The sequence below is a fragment of the Deinococcus sp. Leaf326 genome (assembly GCF_001424185.1).
Taxonomy (GTDB): domain Bacteria; phylum Deinococcota; class Deinococci; order Deinococcales; family Deinococcaceae; genus Deinococcus.
On sequence record NZ_LMOM01000002.1, the window covers coordinates 25,739 to 41,021 of the forward strand.

The following is a 15,283-nucleotide window of genomic DNA, read 5'->3' on the forward strand; positions in this document are numbered from 1 at the left end:
GGTCACGCCTCCAGGTCGTAGGCGATACCGGGCTGGGCCATCAGGGGGCGGCTGCTCAGTTCGGCGTCTGGGGGCACGGCCAGGGTCAGGGTCACGGTGCCCTCGGCGCCGGGCGCGAGATCGCCCAGGGAGAGCGGGGCGGCGCGGCTGAAGCTCTGGCTCCCGGTCATGCCGCTGATCCAGTCTTCGAGATCCACTGCCCCAACGGGTCTGACCGTCAGCACAGCGTCCTCGGCTGGCGCGTCGCCGACGTTGCGGTAAACCCAGGTGAGGCTTTTCTGCGCGCCCGGCTTGACGTTCCCGAAGGGCACCTGCCCAGACAGCAGTGTCACGCCGTCCGGGGCGTACCAGTTGATTTGTGCGGCCATCAGGGCTCCTCCTGCATGAGCTTGAGCGAATAGGTGTAGAGCAGTCGGCCGGTGCCGGGCACCTCCACGAACACCGGCCGCTCGGTGAGCACCCCGGTCCAGACCCGCTCGGCCTCGGGATCGCTGAGGGTCTCGCGGATCGTCACGGGCTGCCGGGCCGCATACGCCGCCTCCACCGCTTTTTTGATGGTCAGAGGCACGGCGTAGGTGTCCGGTGGCGCGAGTTCGACACGCCACCCACCACGCTGATCGGCCTGATAACGGCGGGTGGCGCCACTCAGCAAGACGACCTCCTCCTCGGCCCAGATCGGATCGAGGGTCAGGCTGCTGCCGGGGGGAACGGTCTCAGGGGCGAGAGCGATGCCCTGAATACTCAGGGCTTCGTCGAGAATCATCAGCAGTCACCTGTCCCAATGAGGTCGCCGCGCCGCTGGGCTTCGGCCATGATGTCGTCGTAGAGCGCGCGGGCGTCCTGCCCCGGCTGCGTCGTGATGTTGATGCCGCCCCAGCTGTGGTTGACCGTGACGTGCTTGCTGTTGTCCACCTTCTGCGCAGGCGGCGGCGTGGTGGTCGGTGCCTGATAGGGCCGCAGCGCTTCCTGGGTGGCCACGCGCACCGCTTCGACCAGTCCAGCGCCGTACCTCTGCGCGAGCTGCGTCTCCAGGGCCTGCTGCTGCGCTTCGGAGCGTGGGGCGATCCGGGGGTCGGTGCTCCCACCGGTCGCCTCCCGGACGGCCTTGCTGTACTGATTGCCCGCTTCGGCCAGAGACTGTTTGACAGCCCCCTTCAGGCCCGCCGTTGCCTGCGCCAGTTCGTCGCGGGCGGCCTGGCGGCGTGCGCGCTCCTCTGGACTCAGGCTCGACTCGGCAGCGCCCTTCAGACCACCCAGCAGATCGTCGACCTTCTGGCCGAAGAGTTGAACACCGCCCACGAAGGTCACCGTCGCCTCGGCCTCGGCCTTCGCGGCGTCCGCCCTCTGCTGGATTCGGTCAACCTCACGGTCCCCCTCGATCCCCAGCCGGTCCACCTGATCGGCCAGACTGCGGACGGTCGGCTCATCGCGCAGGTTCACCGTGACGCCGTTCTTGCCGAGCAATTCGGCCTGCTTCTTATAACGTTCCTCCTGCTCGGCAAGGGTCCGGGTCGCCGTGGCAATGGCGGCCACATCCCCCGAGCGCAGCGCGTCCTGCAAGCCGGCGATGGCGGTCTGTCGCCGCCGCTCGATGGCATAAAACCGGTCGAGTTCGAGGTTCGGATTGATTCGCGCGCCCTCTCCCTCTCCGTCCACCGCCTTGCGCAGGCTCGCGCCCGCGTCCTGCACGGACTTCATCTTGTTGATGACGTCCTGGTAGGCGTCGCTGATCTTCTGGATGGCCGACCGCTGCCCAGCGAGCGCCGAGGTCAGGCCCTCGGTCGCCGATTTCACGGCGCCGGGGTTGCCGCGCGCCACGGCGTCGGCGTACTCACGCTCGGCCTGAGCGACCCGGAGCCTCGCGGCCGCGAGAGCGTCCTGCGCCGAGACCAGGGACCGCGCCTCGGCCGAGCCGCCCGCCATCTCGGCGCGCAACCCGCTCTGGGCCACGGTGAGGTCTTCGAGCACGGTGCGCCGGGCACGCTGGGCCGCCTCGACCTGGCGCTCCCCCTCGGCGACTTCACCCAGCAGCTCGATCTGCTGACTCAGCAACCCGGCACGGTCCTCCGGACTGGCGCCCGACGAGGACTGAAGCAGGCTCCGGGTGAGTTCGAGGCGCTCCTGGCTGGCACTCAGGGCACGCTCGGCGCTGGCCACTTCGTCGTCGGCCAGATCGCCGATAACGGCCTCGACGTCGCGCTGCTTCTGGGTGGCGCCGAGTAGATCCTGCGCCGCTTTGATCTGCGCGCGGGCGTACTCGCGCTGGGCGCTCCGGAGGCTTTCGAGCTGCCCCAGAACTTCCTTTTGCGATGACGCACTGGCCTTCTGGGCAGAGACGTTGGCTTGGAGCACCGCCGTCTCTGCCGACACCAGCGCCACGCGGGCGTTGGCCTGACCCGTCAGGGCCTCCTCGACCTGCGCGCGGCCACTGGCCACCGACAGGGCCGCATTGGCCACCACGAGTTCGCGCTGGGCCGTCTCCAGTTTGAGCTGGGCCTGGGCTTGCTCGTCCTCGCCCAGCCCCATCAGGGCCAGCGACGCCGCCCCCTGGGCCTGGAGCAGTTGCAGGCGCGTGCGCTCCTGCGTGATCGGCGCCTGGATCAGCCGGTTGCGGGCTTCGAGCACCGCCACCTGCGCGCGGATCGCCTCGGTCTCGGCCTGCCGCTGCTCCGAAGGATTGCCCTCCTGGCGCATGACCGCGAGCCGCTGCCGGGCGATGTCTTCGGCTTCCTGCGCCAGTCGCAGGCCCTCCTGGGCCTGGACCGTCTCCTCCTGGCTCAGGCCCAGCAGCGTGGTCCGGAGCTGGCGCTGGGCCGCCTGGAGGCCGAACCGTTCCTGCTCAATACTCAGGGGCGCCAGTGCGGCGGCCACCTCCAGGTCATGGATCTGACTCAGGAGGTTGGCGCGCTCGGCCAGCAACTTGTTGTACTCCTCCTCAGATTTGACATTGGACACCTGCCCATCGAGCGCAGATAGGCGCCCATAGGCGTTCTCGATACCCCGCTGGCGGGCCTGGGCGGCAGCGGCATCACTCCTGGCCACCTTCTCGGCCAGTTTGCTCTCCGCGTCCACCCGGTCGAGGACGCTCTGGGTCAGCGCGCGGGCGTGCTCCAGTTCCTCGCGCTGGCGGGTCGCCAGATCCTTCTGGAGGACAGCACGCTCGCGGCGCAGGTCTAGGATCTGGCGCTCGTGTCCCCCCTGGGCCGCGAGGGAGGCGATCTCACTGCTGAGGTCCGCGACCCGCTGCCGGTCGCTGGTGTTGAGCAGTTCCAGCGACCGGGCGCGGTCCCGGTCGGAGGCCGCCAGTTCGAGCCCGCTCTGGAGTTCCTCGCGTGAGAAGGAGGCGGCCTCCTTCTCGTAGGCCCGGCGCTCGCCCGCCAGGCGCAGCAGCTCGTCCTCGTTCTCGCGGAGGTGCTGGGCGGCAGCCTCCTGCTCCTCACTGCCCTCGGCGGCGTTGTGCCTGCGGGCCTCCCAGTAGACGCCATCCGCCGCCAGAACGCGCTCGTAGCCGTCCAGGGTCAGTCGCCCCAAGTCCAGCTCGCGTTTGCTCAGGCTCAGGTGGGCTGACTGCGCCTTGTCCGCACGCTCGCGGTAGTACCGCGTCTCGGCAGCGGTCTGGGCCTGGGTACGCTGTGCCGTCGCTCGGGTCACGAGGTCGGTCAGTTCCCCCTGCCTGCGGGTGAAATCAGCCGTGTCCTCGGTGGTCGGGGTGGCCACCTTCCCGTAGGCCTTCCGCAGGTCGGTGAGCTGCTTCTGGGCGCCCTTGATGACGGTATCGAACGGTCCCGCCGCGCTCTTCCGGGCCGCTTCGAGCGGGGTCTGGGCGATCTCGGCGAGCTGGGTCCGGAGATCGGTCGCCTGGACCCGCGACTCGCTCAGGCGGTCGCGGAAGTCGCGGGCGTTCTCGACCATCTGGCCGGTCACACCTTCGATGGCCTTGTCGAGCGCGTCGGCCAGCGGGGCGTTCCCATCCGCGAGGGCCAGCGCCCGGCGAGCTTCGAGGCGGGCCTTGATGCTCGTCAGCTCGGCGCCCGTCGCCTTCCCGATGTTGGCCAGCACGCGGTCGAGGCCACGCTGTTCCAATCGGGCGACGGCCTCGTTTTCGCGTTCCTTCTGGCCGATCACGGCGTCGGAGACCTGGGTCCGGGTCTCGATCTCCAGCGCCCGGAGAGCCGCGCCGTACTTCTCGCGGGCAGCGAGTTCGAGGGCACCCCGCTGGTTTCCGCTCTCGCGTGATGCACGCATTTCCTCGGCGTAGTCCTGGGCGAGCTGGGAGGTTTTGATCCTGCTGCTCGCCTCGGCGATTTCGCGCTGCTGCTCGACGATCTGGTCACCGTAGCGGCGCTCGGCGGCGAGGCGGCCCGCGTTCCCGTCCGCACGGTTCAGGGCCGCGTTCCGGGACTGAACGAGCGCGGCCAGCCCCGCTTCCGCGACCTGCACCTGGGTCTGCGAAGCGGCGATCTCTGCGTCCAGCACGCGTTTGTGGCGCTCGCGCTCCAGCTCTTCGAGGTCGTCGTTCGCCTTTCTGCGGGCCAGCTCGATCTTGTCGTCACGCTCCCCTTCCAGACGGACGACCTCGTCGTTCAGGGCCTTCCGCTGGGTGGGGTTCAGGCCCGAAGCGTCGGCGTTCTGCTGCGCCTCGGCGATGCGGCGGGCGTATTCGTCCTTCAGGCGCGTGGTTTCGAGGGTCAACTCGGCCTCGCGCCGCTTCCTTCCCTCCTTGATGAGCGCGTTCTGCCCATCCTGGATCTCGCGCTGGCCCTGGAGAGCAGTCCGCTTGTTTTCCTCGACTTGGCGGGTCACGAGGTCGGGAACCACTCGACCCTCGGCCGTGTCGAGGGCCGAGGTCAGCAGCTTGCCCTGAGCAGCGGTGATTTCGCCCTTCTTGACGGCCTTTGCGATGTCCTTCTCGAACTTTTCGAAGCCTTTGCGGGCCTGCTCCAATTGGCGTTGGAACTCGGTGGTCTTGGTTTCGCCGAACTGCTGCCCCAGCTCGCGCAGGCTGGCCTGGAGGCTTGCGTAAGCCTCGTCCTGATCCTGGGTGCTCTTCACGTCGCCGCTCTTGGCGGCCTTCGCCTTCAGGATCGCGGCAGCCTGGGCATTCATGGACGCGATGACCCGGTTGTTCATGTCGACCTGGCGCTGGAGATTGGCCAGTTCCTGGGGGTCGGTCGTCGTTTTGCGCTTCTCGACGATCCGGGCATTGCTCTGGATCGCGTTGTCACGGATGCGGAGCAGCCCGGCATATTTCTCGCCGCCCTGAGCCAGGGCAGTGGCGTACTTCTCCTCGGCCTTTTTCGTGATGCCCGAGAGATCGTTGGCGAGCTGGGTCGAGGCTTCCTCAGCCGTCTCCTTGCTGATCCCCAGGATGGCGCGCATGATTTTGCCGTCCAGATCGTTGGTTTTGGCCTGATTGAGGAAGGCGAGCTGAATGTTCTCGCCGATGGTCCCCTTGCCCTCGCCGAGATCCACTGCGTTGATCTGGAGCCCGATGGTCACGCCGATGGCCGCCGCCCCGAGGATGTTGAGTCCGGCCTTCAGGGCGCCCACCTGCGCGAGCGCCGTGGCCGCGTTCTGCTTCAGGAACACGAGCTGGGCGTTGTAAACCGCCATGCCGCCCGCCCCGGCGGTACCCGCAGCAGCCGTGCCGAACAGCTGGGCGTTGACCCCCATGACGTTGGCCCGCACCAGCAGCAATCCCTTGACCAAGAAGAACGCCGAGCCCCCGACGATGAGCAACTTCGCGCTGATGTCCTTGAGGGGGGTCGGGAGCTGGTTGAACACGTCCAGGGCGCCCGTGAAGCCCCTGACGAGCTGCGCGAGCGGCCCGATGAACGCCTTGCCGAACGCGATCTGGAAGCGCTGGGCTTCGATGCTCAGGTCGCTGAAGCCCCCGCCCAGGCCCGCCTGGAGGGTAGGCAGGTTGGCCAGTTCTTCCTCGGTCTCGGCGATCACGAGGTTCGTGGCCGCCTGAGCCTTCTGGTACTTGTCGAGCTTGTTCGCGCTGACGTCGATGGTTTTGCCGTACTGGTAGTAGAAATCCGAGAGGTTCCCGGCGATACCAATGGAATTTAGAAAGGCGCTGTTCTGGCTCTGGATGGCGTCGGCGAAGATCTGGACCCCGTCCGCCGAGCTGCGACCACGGGCGATAGCCGAGGCCCCGGCACGCTCCAACACCGTGTAGGCCTGTTCCAAGTTGAAGCCGTTGCGCAGCAGCACCTGGATGGACTCCTGGGCCTGCGAGGGCATGATCTTGAGCCGCTCCACCAGCCGGTTGACGACCTTCGCGCCCTCGTCCATCGTGATGTTCTGCCGGCGCAGCTGCGACTCGAACAGCAGGCTGCTCACCCGCGCCGCGTCGCTGAATTTCGCCATCTGGGCGAGCCCGTTGACCGGTCCCTGAAACGCGCGGAACTCGTCGAGCGCGCCGCCGACGCCGAGCTTGACCTGCGAGGCCAGCCCGAGCCTGCTCATCTGCCCGTTGGCACCCGCGATGGTGCGCTCGGCCTGCGCGGCCGCGAGGGAGAGCTGCCGCAGTTCCTTGCTGCCCGCCGGCAGCCCCTGGGCCAGCAGCTGCGCCTGGTTTTTCAGCGCGGCCATCTTGGTGGTCAGGGCCACGACCTCGGCCTGGGTGGCCGGGCCAGTCCCGGAGATGAACTGGGCGCGCACCGTCGTGATCTGGTTGCCGATGTCCTTGATCTGCTCACGCAGCCGGCGCAGGCTTTCGGGATCTCCGGCCAGACGCGGACCCTGTGACATCTGATCGAGGGCCGTGCGGACACGGTCGGTGGTGCCGCTCAGGCCGGTCAGGATGCCTGACAGGCGGGCGCCGGCCCGGCTGCTCTGGTCGAGGCCGGGGGCCAGCGCGTTGGCCTGGGTGGTCAGGCGGGCGAGGCGTGTGGCGTAGGCGTCGAGCTGCTGCTGCGAGGCGCCGTCGCCCAGACGGTTCATCTCCTGCTGGACCACTTTCAGGCGGTTGGAGATGCGGTCCATCTGCGTCTCGGCCGGCGTGCGGCCGCTGCCACTGCCCGAGCCGCTGCCGGTGGGCAGGGAGGGCACGGGGCTGGGCAGCTTGCCCCGGCTGCGCCAGATCTTGTCCAGGGCCTTGTCGACCTGATCGAGCGCGGTGAGGGTCTGGGAAACTTCGAGCACCAGCTCGTCGCGTAGCTGCGCCATCGTGTGCACCTCCTGTCAGGGCGAGTGGATAGGGTGAGGCATGACCGGACAACCCGCGCCAACCGGCCCTGCGATTGGAAAAGGCACCTGGGCCTTTATCCTGATTACGCTCGGTCCCATCGTTGGGATTATTCTTTTTGCTATGACCACGCCCAATAAACCTTCCAAGCCGCCGATTCCTACACTCGCGGAGATTTCTCGTGCTCGCCTGGAAGAAGTGTGCGTCTTCAGCATCTATCAGAAGACAGGCAAAGAACCCAGGAGCGCACTCAGTGGATCTCCCGTGTTCAACGAGGACAGGTGGACCTGGGACAGCATGACCGTCCTCTCGGACAACAAACCTGTCGCGTTTCGTTGTGTGGTAACCGGCACGAACGCGTTCGATGCTTCTGCGGCCCTCGCTCTCTATTAAGTCCAGAGCTTCTGCATGAACGCCTGCACTCGCTCATGCGTCTTGAACTGGGCGAAGCGCAGGCCTGGGCCGATGTAGGGGCCGGGCAGTAGGTAGGCCCGGCCAGAGCGCCCAAATTGCAGCAGGCCGCCCGGCGGCAACACCTTGAGGTAAGCCTCCAGTTGCGCGGGCGACAGCTCATAGGGACCGGTCCCATACTCGATGTGTGAGGCGTAGGCGGCCCGGTCGCCCAGCTCGACGGTGAGCGACCCTGAGCCGGCCGTGCCCGCGGCGTAAAGCTGCCTGAGCAGTTGGCCGGTGCGTTGATACCGCAGGCCGGGAGCGGTCGCGTATACGTTGGCGGACAGGCCCCGCTGCGCCTGACTCAGCCCGTCCTGCGCCGCCGCCGCCGCGAGTCTGGGGAGCTCGCGGGAGAGCGCCTTGCCCCGCTTCGCATACACCCCCTTGCTTCCCCGCTTGACCTTAGGGTTCACGTTTCACCTCACTTCAACAGTTCGTTGGCCAGGCGCTGGGTCTCATGGGCCTGACGCTTCTGCCGCTCCTCGGGCAGTTCCTCAGGAGGCAGGCCTTGGCCCAGGCGTTCCAGATGCCGAACGTGGCGCTCGTAGGGGCGGTCGAGGATCTTGTAGGTGCTTTTCATCGGCGGAAGCGTCCCCACGACCTCCTGCCCACGGTTGATCTCGTTGGAGGCTGCTCGGTCGCGCATAGTCTCGGCACGCTCGCGCGATCGGCGGCGGGCTAGGGCTTCGAGCCGAGCTGCCAGTACTTGCGGCGGCGTGACCTTTACCTCAGCCCAGGGCATGTATTCCAGCGCCTGGTCAATCAGGCTGAGCCGAGGTGTTCCGCTAGCAGCGCCTGTCTCACCTTGTCCGCTTCCAGGCGCAGGCGCAGGGCTTTTTTTGCCAGATCACCGAGGCCATTCACTTCCCAGATGGCTTCGAGGAGGTCGGGGAAGTCGCAGGCCTTGACAAGGACAGCGTCCTCTGGGCGGGTCAGGCTGAGCTGGATTGAGCGGGTGAGCAGCGCCATGCTGTCCTGACTGGGCATCGGCGGGGGCACATCGCGCAGGCTGGCGGTCAGCGCGTCAAGCACCGCCTGAAAATCGGTGGCGTGGGCAGCAACGTCGGCCAGGCCCCAGGCGCTGACCGTGACCGTCACGCCGCTGCTGAGAGTCACGGGGCGGGTGTAGTCCGGCAATTTGGTCATCTCGTGTTGTGAGGGGCACAGCCCGCCCCAAGCGGAGCGGGCTGGTGAGGAGCCTGGGCTCAGGCCTCGATGTAGGTGGCAAGTGAGGTGGCCAGCAGGTTCACGGCTTCCTCGACCCGGTCGTTAGGGACGTCGTAGATCACGCCGTCCGGTCGCGCACTGGCGAAGTCGCCCAGGATCACGGGCGGCGCCCAGGCCCGGTTGCTCAGGGCGGTCATCACGAACTGGTAGCCGTCGTATTCCTGGATGGTCGGTTCGTCGTCGCCGGTGATCGACCCGTTCGGGAACACGCGGATGATGCTGCGCGCGCCGTCCGATTCCTCGGTGCTGGCGATAACGATGAAGGCACCCTCGCCGATGTTGGCGTCGTTGCTGTAGGCGCGCACCGCGTTCTCGTCCACCGTGCCGGCGTCCACGAAGGTCACGGTGCCACTCTCGACCGTTAGACCCTTTTCAGTGGGCCATGTCGGCTCGGCGGCGTCCGTGGTGCCGGCCTTCGCCACGCGGTAAACGCGACCACTGTGCTCGATCAGGGCACCCAGCACCAGCGCCGTGCTGGCAGCGAAGGCATTGGCGGCTGCCGGAGTCACGATGGCCTTGCTGCCCAGGAACCACTCGCGCACGGTCAGGTCGCCGGTCGCGCTGGTCTGGAAGGTCAGGCTAAAGGTGCTGTCGGCGATGGCCTTTTTGTAGGTCTTTCCCCGACCCTTACGGTTGCCAGTCAGGTTGCGTTCGGTGTTCTCGCGGGCCGGGGTGGCGCTCTCGATCACGCCGAAGTCGGTGAATTTGCCGCCGTCGCCCTTGCGGATGCCGTAAACCTGGCGGCCGGCGGTCGTGATGTTGGAGGCGTCGAGAACGTTAGGGTTGCGCAGGAGTGCGTTCTGCATAGTGTTTTACCTCGGGTGCGCGGTGCGCACGGAGAACTGAATAGAGATGCGGACGCTGCCCGGCTCGCGGGTGATGCGGGGCGGCGTGGTGACCTTGGTGCGGCCCCCAGTGCGGGGGGTGCCGCCGAGCGTGCGGCGCACCAGTACTAGAAGGGCGTCGGCGGCCGCGTCGGTAGCTGCAATGGCGTCTACGGTCGCCCAGTGCTCGTCGTACATGCCAGAAGTGGTCATGATCGGCTGTGGGTCGTAGACCTGCACGTACCCTTGTGGGTGCTGCTGGAGGTAGAGCCCCAGGCCGCGCTCGCCCTTGCCGACGGCGGGTCGCCCCTGGACGTCGAGAGGCGCGGCGTCGAGTGGCACGTTGAACTGCTCAGGCAACAGCACCGGCACCTGCGGGGGCAGGGCGGCGCGCAGCCGGTCGTGCAGGTCCTGAGCAATGCTCACGGCGGCCGCACCACTGCCGCGCGGGTCCGGCACGCCAGCTCGTAGGCCCGCGCGTCCTGGCCCTGCGCAGCCACCATCAGGCGGTCCAGTTCGGCCGCCGTGTCGGCCACGCTGCTCATCCCCGCGATGTAGAGGTTTCGGACGCTGCGGACCTGTGCGTAGAGGTCGGTCATCAGGGCCTCCGGAGCACAGCAGTGCCAGTGCGCAGATCGGTGAAGTCCGAAGCCTGCGACCAGTCCAGCACCTCCAGCGTGCCGTCGTCCCACGGTGACGTGGCCCCTGGAAAGGGCATGGTGTCCTCGGGATGGACCTTGAGCACCCGCAGGTCCCGGTAGGACACACCGTCCAACTCGGCAGCAGTCGCCTGGAGGCGGGCCACCGCGTCAGGCCTGAGCTTCTGAGGGTCCTGCACGCTGCACCGCACCTCCCAGGTGTGCTCACCCCGGCTGAAGGTCAGCGTATGGCGGAACATCTCGGGCGAGTACTGGGCGACCGCCCTGGAAGCCTGCTTGCGCAGCCGCTCCAGCTGGGGACTGCGCCGGAGGGTCGAGTCAGCCATCAGCCAGCCCCCAGGTCCCGAACTCCGGCGCCGGGTTGGCCGAGACCTGCCCGGTCAGCGCCGGGATCAGCCCCGCCACGGCCTCGGCCGCCTTGAGCCAGGCTTCGACCTGCTTCACGCGCGCCATCACGTCCTTCTCCACCGTGATGTCCCCCTCGGCGCGGAACTTGTCCGCATCCAGCATCAGCTGCGCCTGCCAAGCACGCAGGGCCAGCACCTCGGTGTGCGCCGTCCGCTGCTCGGCCGAGACGCCAGTGCGCTGGGCCGCCAGCCGCTCCCATAGCCCCACGCGCCGGGTGAAGACCGCCTCGTCCAGGGCCAGGCCCTCGGCGGTGAGACCGTAGCTGCCCTCCAGGTGGTCGGCGGTGCTCATCACCTCGGGATTTTCCGAGTCGGGCACGCCGGCTCACCCCCCCTGGGTGGGGTCGCCCGGCTCGCCAGGAGGCGGCTGGTGGCCCTCCGGCAGGGTCTCCCCCGGTGCCGGTGCCGGGGCGCCCGCCTGGGGCTCCCCAGCGGGCTGTCCCGCCTGCTTCGTGGTCCAGGCCTCGACCAGAGACACGATCTTCACCGCGTTCTCCTTCTCGATCCCCTCGACCGCGTCCAGCTGCTCCGCTGTCTTGCCCTGCAGGGACTCATAGGTGCCCAGACCCGCCTTCACCAGCGGCCCCCGGCGCAGGAAGCTCGTCGGCAGATCCGTGCCAGGGGCAGCGGGGTGCAGTGCTCGGAAGGTGGTGAGTTCCTTCCGCGTGAGCGCCAGCGTCTGCCGGTCGGACAGCAGGCTGCGCAGGGTCGCCGGCAGATCCTCCACGGGCAGCGGCGCGTCCTTCGTCCCCAGCAGGGCCAGCGCTCCGGTCAGGGCCAGCGACTCGCCCTGCAGCATCTTGATCGCCACCCGGGCGTGGGTCACCGTCGCCGGCACGCCCTCCTCGGTGGCGAACTGCCCGAGCAGCAGCTCGAAGTCGGCCTGCGCCTCCTCCAGCTCGCGGACCCTGTCCTGGGCCTGGGCCAGTTCGGCCTGCGCCTCGTGCGCCTGCGGGTTCTCACGCTTGGTCAGGTCGCGGTCGCTCAGCAGGTACGTCCCGGTGTACCGGGTGACCAGCTCGGCGGACACGTCAGTCCCAGCCGGGGGAAACTTCGCACCCGGGTGGTACCACTGCCCACCATAGAAGAACGATTCGATGACGTTGAGGGGCTTTCCATTGGTCATGACAACTCCTTGAAATCCCCCCACAGACCTTGTGGGGGGATGGGGTGAACGGTTGGGCTCAGACCGTGTTCTTGCCGCTGACCAGCAGGATCGCGGTCTTGTCCTTGACCTCGGCCCCGGCCACGTCGCTGACCTTGGTCTCAATCACGTGCTCGCTGAACGAACCCATGTTGTCCAGCTCCACGATGTTCGGCAGGCGGGTCAGGATGCGCGGGCCAGCCGCGAACAGGCTGTGCACCGCGAACTCGACCGGCTTCTTGTTCGGGTCGGCCGCGATCCAGTCGAGGTTGCTCTGGTTGGGGAAGTCGCCGGCGTCCACCGGCAGCTCGCCCATGATCTCCTCGACGTTGATGTTGGTGTTCGCCGCCGGGTTGTTCGGGTTCATGCGCTGCACGTCGCCCGACGCCCCACCCACGATGACCACGGTCGCCGTGCCCACCGCGCGGTTCGCGGTCGCGCGCCAGTAGCCGGGCGTGTAGATGTCGGTGAGGGTGCGCGAGTAGGTCGCGCCGTCCACGGTCTGCTGGCCGAGGTAGGCCGATGCCGCCTCGATGTTGTCCATGTTCGGCCCGAGACCGCCGTCGGGCAGCCGGATGAAGTTCGCGCTACGGCGCACGGCGTCCACGATCAGCCACGCGCGGGTGCGGGCGGCGTTCTGCCCCAGCTCGTAGATGAAGTCGCCGTACTCGTCGAACTGGTCGTTCAGGATGGCTTCCCAGGTCAGCTGGCCGCCCTGCTCGAGGTTCATCATCGAGTAGTTGGTCCCGCGCGCGATCCAGCTCGTCTGGAGGTTGGTGGTGTTCTCCGAACGCACCCGCAGCAGGCGCTCGGCGAGCTGGATGCCGCTGCGCGTCTGGATCGACTTGAGATCGTCGCGAGTCCGCCGGTTGGTCAGGTCGTACAGGCTGGTCTGGAACGCCGGACGGTTGTCGAGCAGCTCGGCGTCGCGCAGCGTGCCGACCGCGTAGGCCAGGTCGCTGCTCACCAGCGTCTCGGCGATGCGCACCGTGTTCAGGCCCATCGCGCGCAGCTCACCGTGGTGCCCGGCGAAGCCGTCCACTGCGCGGTTGTAGGCCTCGCGGTCGCGGCGGCGCAGGTCGGCGCCCTCGCGCAGCGCCTTGCGCACCCGCTCCGTGCCGAAGTAGCCCTCGTAGAACCGGGTCTGAAGGTTCAGTGCGAGGGTGGTGACGGTCAGGCGGTCAGGGTTGACGTCCTTGAGCTGCGGATTGGTCCGCACCTGCTCACGGAAGTAGTTCTTCAGGCGCTCGATCTGGTAACTGTTGCTCATGCTCGCCTCCTGGGCGGGACAGAAAAAGGGGAACGGCCGGCAGGGGCTCTGCCGGCCGCGCCAGGGTGGGGGATCAGTTGCCGAGGATGCCGACGCCGAAACCGCGCACCGGCTCCGGCAGGGGGATGACGAAGCCGATGTGCTGCACGTCGGTTCCCGCCGAGGCCAGCGCGCCGTTCACGCGGTAGACCTTCTGGCCGGGCGTCGCGCCGTCGAAGAGCACGCCCAGCTCGGTGCCCGGGCCGGTCGCCAGCAGGTGGGTCAGGCCGGGAATGTCGCAGCTCGCCTCGCCGTTGCGCAGGCCCTGGGGCACGCCGGTGGTCTGCCGGAGCGCCGCCGTGGCCCGCGGAGTGGTGGGGAGAACGAGCAGGTCGCCCACGCGGGTGGGCACGCCCTCCAGGGTGCCCTCGGGCACCGGCAGCTTGAGCTTCAGGCCGCGGCCGTCCGGGGCATAGGTCAGCAGGTTCTTCATGTGGGTTGCCTCCAATGGCAAGAAGGAAGTCCCCTGCGCGCAGCAGGGGACCAGGGTGGTGCAGGGGACCAGGGTGGTGCAGGGAACTGAGGTGGGAGAGGGAGCGAGTGGTTCAGCCGCGCATGCGCAGGATGTACGGATTGGCGGTCAGACTGGCCGCCGACTCCTGGCTGAACTCCAGGGGGGGCGTCGCACCGTTGTCGCCGATCGGCAGCTTCGGTCCCTGGGTGGGGGTACGGGGCGGAAGCACGCCATTCACACCTTCGCCGGCCAGCTCGTGCGCGCGGATGGCGATCTGCTGGGTGAGCAGCGCCGTGGCCGCCTCGTCGCTGTCGGCTGCGATGGCCGCGGCCACCAGGCCCTCGCGGAACTTGGCGTTCAGGTCCACGGTCTCGCCGCCCACTTCCAGCGGGGGCAGCTTGGGCAGCGCAGCAGCGTTCAGGGCCGCGTCGACCATCGCGGTACGCGACTCGGTGACGCGATTGCCTTCGCTCAGGCGCAGCGCCGCCTGGGTCTGCGCCAGCTGGGTCTGAGCGGTCACCAGCTGACTCTGCGCCGTGGCGAGCTGGGTGGCCGCTTCCTGGTTGGCGTGCCCGTCGCGGGCGGCCTCTTCCAAGGCGATCAGGTACTCGGCGGGGTGGTCGGTCTTGACCTGTTCGAGCGTCTTGCCGAAGCGTTCGAGGAGCGCTTTGATCTTGGGGTGCATGTAGGACTCCTTGCCCGGTACCGGGACCGGGGGGGTAGGGGGCGTGATGGGCGTCGGGGTTGGGGTCGGCGTCGGGGCGGCTGGGGCACGCTGAGGCGGGGGGCCATAGCCGCCCGACTCGGCGTAGACCTGGCCGCCGCTGTTGGCGGGAAGGGCTACAAAGTCGATGGTCAGGAAGGCGAGGTCGTCGCCCGTCACCGGGATCTCCAGCTCCGGGTCGATCATGCCGCTCGGATCGGGGATGCCCAGCTCCCCGAACGGCACCCACTCCACGCTGGAGTAGCCGTTCGTGCTGATGCCGACGAACACGCCGTCCTCGTTCAGGGTCTGGATCAACTCGCCCGAGGCGGTGCGGGTGTAGACGCCCTCGCCCCACACCACGGGCTTGCGGACCCGGATACCGGAGTCGGGTGGAAACTCGACATCCTTCTCCTCGATACCCAGGGCAGTCCAGCGGGCGGCCACGGCGTCCAGCCGCCCCTTCCAGCCGTCGTCCCAGCCGGGGTGTTCGAGCAGGCCGGTGAGCTTGCCCTGTTCCATCCAGGGCGTAGCGCGCGCGATGGCCGCCTCGTAGGCCGATCTGGGGTAGAAGCGGTAGTTGAGGTTGATGATGTCGCAGATGGCGATGTCGGCGCGGAACTTCACCAGTTCGCGCTGGTCGTCGCCGGTCCCGACCGTCTCGCGGCCGATGACCTGCACGCCGCTCAGGCGTAGCGGCGCCTCGTGCAGGCTGACGTTGCGGTCTACCTGGTGGGCGTGGACGCCGCTCTCGCGCAGCGCCTCGGGCGTGGGCCGGGGCGGGGGCTCGGTGCGGCTCTCCTGCAGCGCCGTCATGCCGGGCGGCACGACGAGGTGGGGCAGCGGGTCGCACAGCAGGCCGAGGGACAGCAGGTGGAGGCAGGGGCTTCGGTTCATGGGCATGGGTT

Annotated in this window: 16 protein-coding genes; 1 reads left to right on the plus strand and 15 read right to left on the minus strand. The window is 68.2% G+C overall.

Annotation, left to right across the window (positions count from 1 at the left end; translation table 11 throughout):
- Window positions 1-2 precede the first annotated feature (2 nt).
- From ASF71_RS03945 to ASF71_RS03955, 3 genes are read right to left on the minus strand one after another with little or no spacing between them, the layout of a single operon-like run.
- Window positions 3-368 carry a hypothetical protein gene (locus tag ASF71_RS03945; protein ID WP_056295339.1) on the minus strand — a complete coding sequence of 122 codons (366 nt, stop codon included), beginning with the start codon at window positions 366-368 and terminating at the stop codon, window positions 3-5.
- Entirely contained in the window at window positions 368-763 is a 396-nt protein-coding gene (locus tag ASF71_RS03950; protein ID WP_056295344.1) for a hypothetical protein, read from the minus strand. The genes ASF71_RS03945 and ASF71_RS03950 overlap by 1 nt, the downstream gene beginning before the upstream one ends.
- A complete protein-coding gene (locus ASF71_RS03955) occupies window positions 763-7,176 on the minus strand; it encodes a hypothetical protein (RefSeq protein ID WP_056295347.1) in 6,414 nt (2,137 codons plus the stop codon). The genes ASF71_RS03950 and ASF71_RS03955 overlap by 1 nt, the downstream gene beginning before the upstream one ends.
- Window positions 7,177-7,216: 40 nt before the next feature.
- Here ASF71_RS03955 and ASF71_RS23425 point away from each other — a divergent pair, with 40 nt between their 5' ends.
- The gene (locus tag ASF71_RS23425; RefSeq protein WP_156372591.1) at window positions 7,217-7,588 is read left to right on the plus strand and encodes a hypothetical protein; all 372 of its coding nucleotides are present in this window, start codon (window positions 7,217-7,219) and stop codon (window positions 7,586-7,588) included.
- Here the strand turns inward: ASF71_RS23425 and ASF71_RS03960 are convergent.
- The 12 genes from ASF71_RS03960 to ASF71_RS04005 form a co-directional block, all read right to left on the minus strand.
- A complete protein-coding gene (locus ASF71_RS03960; RefSeq protein ID WP_156372592.1) occupies window positions 7,585-8,061 on the minus strand; it encodes an HK97 gp10 family phage protein in 477 nt (158 codons plus the stop codon). The two genes, ASF71_RS23425 and ASF71_RS03960, sit on opposite strands and share 4 nt — an antisense overlap.
- 8 nt (window positions 8,062-8,069) lie before the next feature.
- Window positions 8,070-8,294, minus strand: a complete 225-nt coding sequence (locus ASF71_RS23430; RefSeq protein ID WP_156372593.1) for a hypothetical protein — start codon at window positions 8,292-8,294, stop codon at window positions 8,070-8,072.
- A 116-nt stretch (window positions 8,295-8,410) separates the two neighbouring features.
- Entirely contained in the window at window positions 8,411-8,794 is a 384-nt protein-coding gene (locus tag ASF71_RS03965; RefSeq protein WP_056295354.1) for a hypothetical protein, read from the minus strand.
- 59 nt (window positions 8,795-8,853) lie between these two features.
- Window positions 8,854-9,681, minus strand: coding sequence for a hypothetical protein (locus ASF71_RS03970; protein ID WP_056295357.1), 828 nt, complete (start codon window positions 9,679-9,681; stop codon window positions 8,854-8,856).
- A 6-nt stretch (window positions 9,682-9,687) separates the two neighbouring features.
- Window positions 9,688-10,158: a hypothetical protein gene (locus ASF71_RS03975; protein ID WP_056295361.1), complete on the minus strand. Its 471-nt coding sequence runs from the start codon at window positions 10,156-10,158 to the stop codon at window positions 9,688-9,690.
- Window positions 10,122-10,298, minus strand: coding sequence for a hypothetical protein (locus ASF71_RS23435; RefSeq protein ID WP_156372595.1), 177 nt, complete (start codon window positions 10,296-10,298; stop codon window positions 10,122-10,124). Before ASF71_RS23435 ends, ASF71_RS03975 begins: the two co-directional genes overlap by 37 nt.
- A complete protein-coding gene (locus ASF71_RS03980; protein WP_056295365.1) occupies window positions 10,298-10,684 on the minus strand; it encodes a hypothetical protein in 387 nt (128 codons plus the stop codon). The genes ASF71_RS23435 and ASF71_RS03980 overlap by 1 nt, the downstream gene beginning before the upstream one ends.
- Window positions 10,677-11,084: a hypothetical protein gene (locus ASF71_RS03985; protein WP_056295367.1), complete on the minus strand. Its 408-nt coding sequence runs from the start codon at window positions 11,082-11,084 to the stop codon at window positions 10,677-10,679. Before ASF71_RS03985 ends, ASF71_RS03980 begins: the two co-directional genes overlap by 8 nt.
- A 6-nt stretch (window positions 11,085-11,090) precedes the next feature.
- Complete coding sequence (locus tag ASF71_RS03990; protein WP_056295370.1) at window positions 11,091-11,891, minus strand: hypothetical protein; 801 nt, start codon at window positions 11,889-11,891, stop codon at window positions 11,091-11,093.
- A gap of 58 nt (window positions 11,892-11,949) precedes the next feature.
- Window positions 11,950-13,179, minus strand: coding sequence for a hypothetical protein (locus tag ASF71_RS03995; protein ID WP_056295372.1), 1,230 nt, complete (start codon window positions 13,177-13,179; stop codon window positions 11,950-11,952).
- 73 nt (window positions 13,180-13,252) lie between these two features.
- On the minus strand, window positions 13,253-13,651 hold the full coding sequence (locus tag ASF71_RS04000; RefSeq protein WP_056295375.1) for a hypothetical protein: 399 nt from the start codon (window positions 13,649-13,651) through the stop codon (window positions 13,253-13,255).
- Between the two features lie 112 nt (window positions 13,652-13,763).
- Entirely contained in the window at window positions 13,764-15,278 is a 1,515-nt protein-coding gene (locus ASF71_RS04005; protein ID WP_056295377.1) for a hypothetical protein, read from the minus strand.
- Between the last annotated feature and the right edge of the window lie 5 nt (window positions 15,279-15,283).

Coding starts and splice junctions, on each gene's coding strand:
- ASF71_RS23425 (WP_156372591.1), top strand. CDS start 7,217: ATGACCGGACAACCCGCGCCAACCGGCCCTGCGATTGGAAAAGGCACC.
- ASF71_RS23435 (WP_156372595.1), bottom strand. CDS start 10,298: ATGACCGACCTCTACGCACAGGTCCGCAGCGTCCGAAACCTCTACATC.
- ASF71_RS03995 (WP_056295372.1), bottom strand. CDS start 13,179: ATGAGCAACAGTTACCAGATCGAGCGCCTGAAGAACTACTTCCGTGAG.
- ASF71_RS04005 (WP_056295377.1), bottom strand. CDS start 15,278: ATGCCCATGAACCGAAGCCCCTGCCTCCACCTGCTGTCCCTCGGCCTG.
- ASF71_RS03950 (WP_056295344.1), bottom strand. CDS start 763: ATGATTCTCGACGAAGCCCTGAGTATTCAGGGCATCGCTCTCGCCCCT.
- ASF71_RS23430 (WP_156372593.1), bottom strand. CDS start 8,294: ATGCGCGACCGAGCAGCCTCCAACGAGATCAACCGTGGGCAGGAGGTC.
- ASF71_RS04000 (WP_056295375.1), bottom strand. CDS start 13,651: ATGAAGAACCTGCTGACCTATGCCCCGGACGGCCGCGGCCTGAAGCTC.
- ASF71_RS03970 (WP_056295357.1), bottom strand. CDS start 9,681: ATGCAGAACGCACTCCTGCGCAACCCTAACGTTCTCGACGCCTCCAAC.
- ASF71_RS03945 (WP_056295339.1), bottom strand. CDS start 368: ATGGCCGCACAAATCAACTGGTACGCCCCGGACGGCGTGACACTGCTG.
- ASF71_RS03980 (WP_056295365.1), bottom strand. CDS start 10,684: ATGGCTGACTCGACCCTCCGGCGCAGTCCCCAGCTGGAGCGGCTGCGC.
- ASF71_RS03955 (WP_056295347.1), bottom strand. CDS start 7,176: ATGGCGCAGCTACGCGACGAGCTGGTGCTCGAAGTTTCCCAGACCCTC.
- ASF71_RS03990 (WP_056295370.1), bottom strand. CDS start 11,891: ATGACCAATGGAAAGCCCCTCAACGTCATCGAATCGTTCTTCTATGGT.
- ASF71_RS03965 (WP_056295354.1), bottom strand. CDS start 8,794: ATGACCAAATTGCCGGACTACACCCGCCCCGTGACTCTCAGCAGCGGC.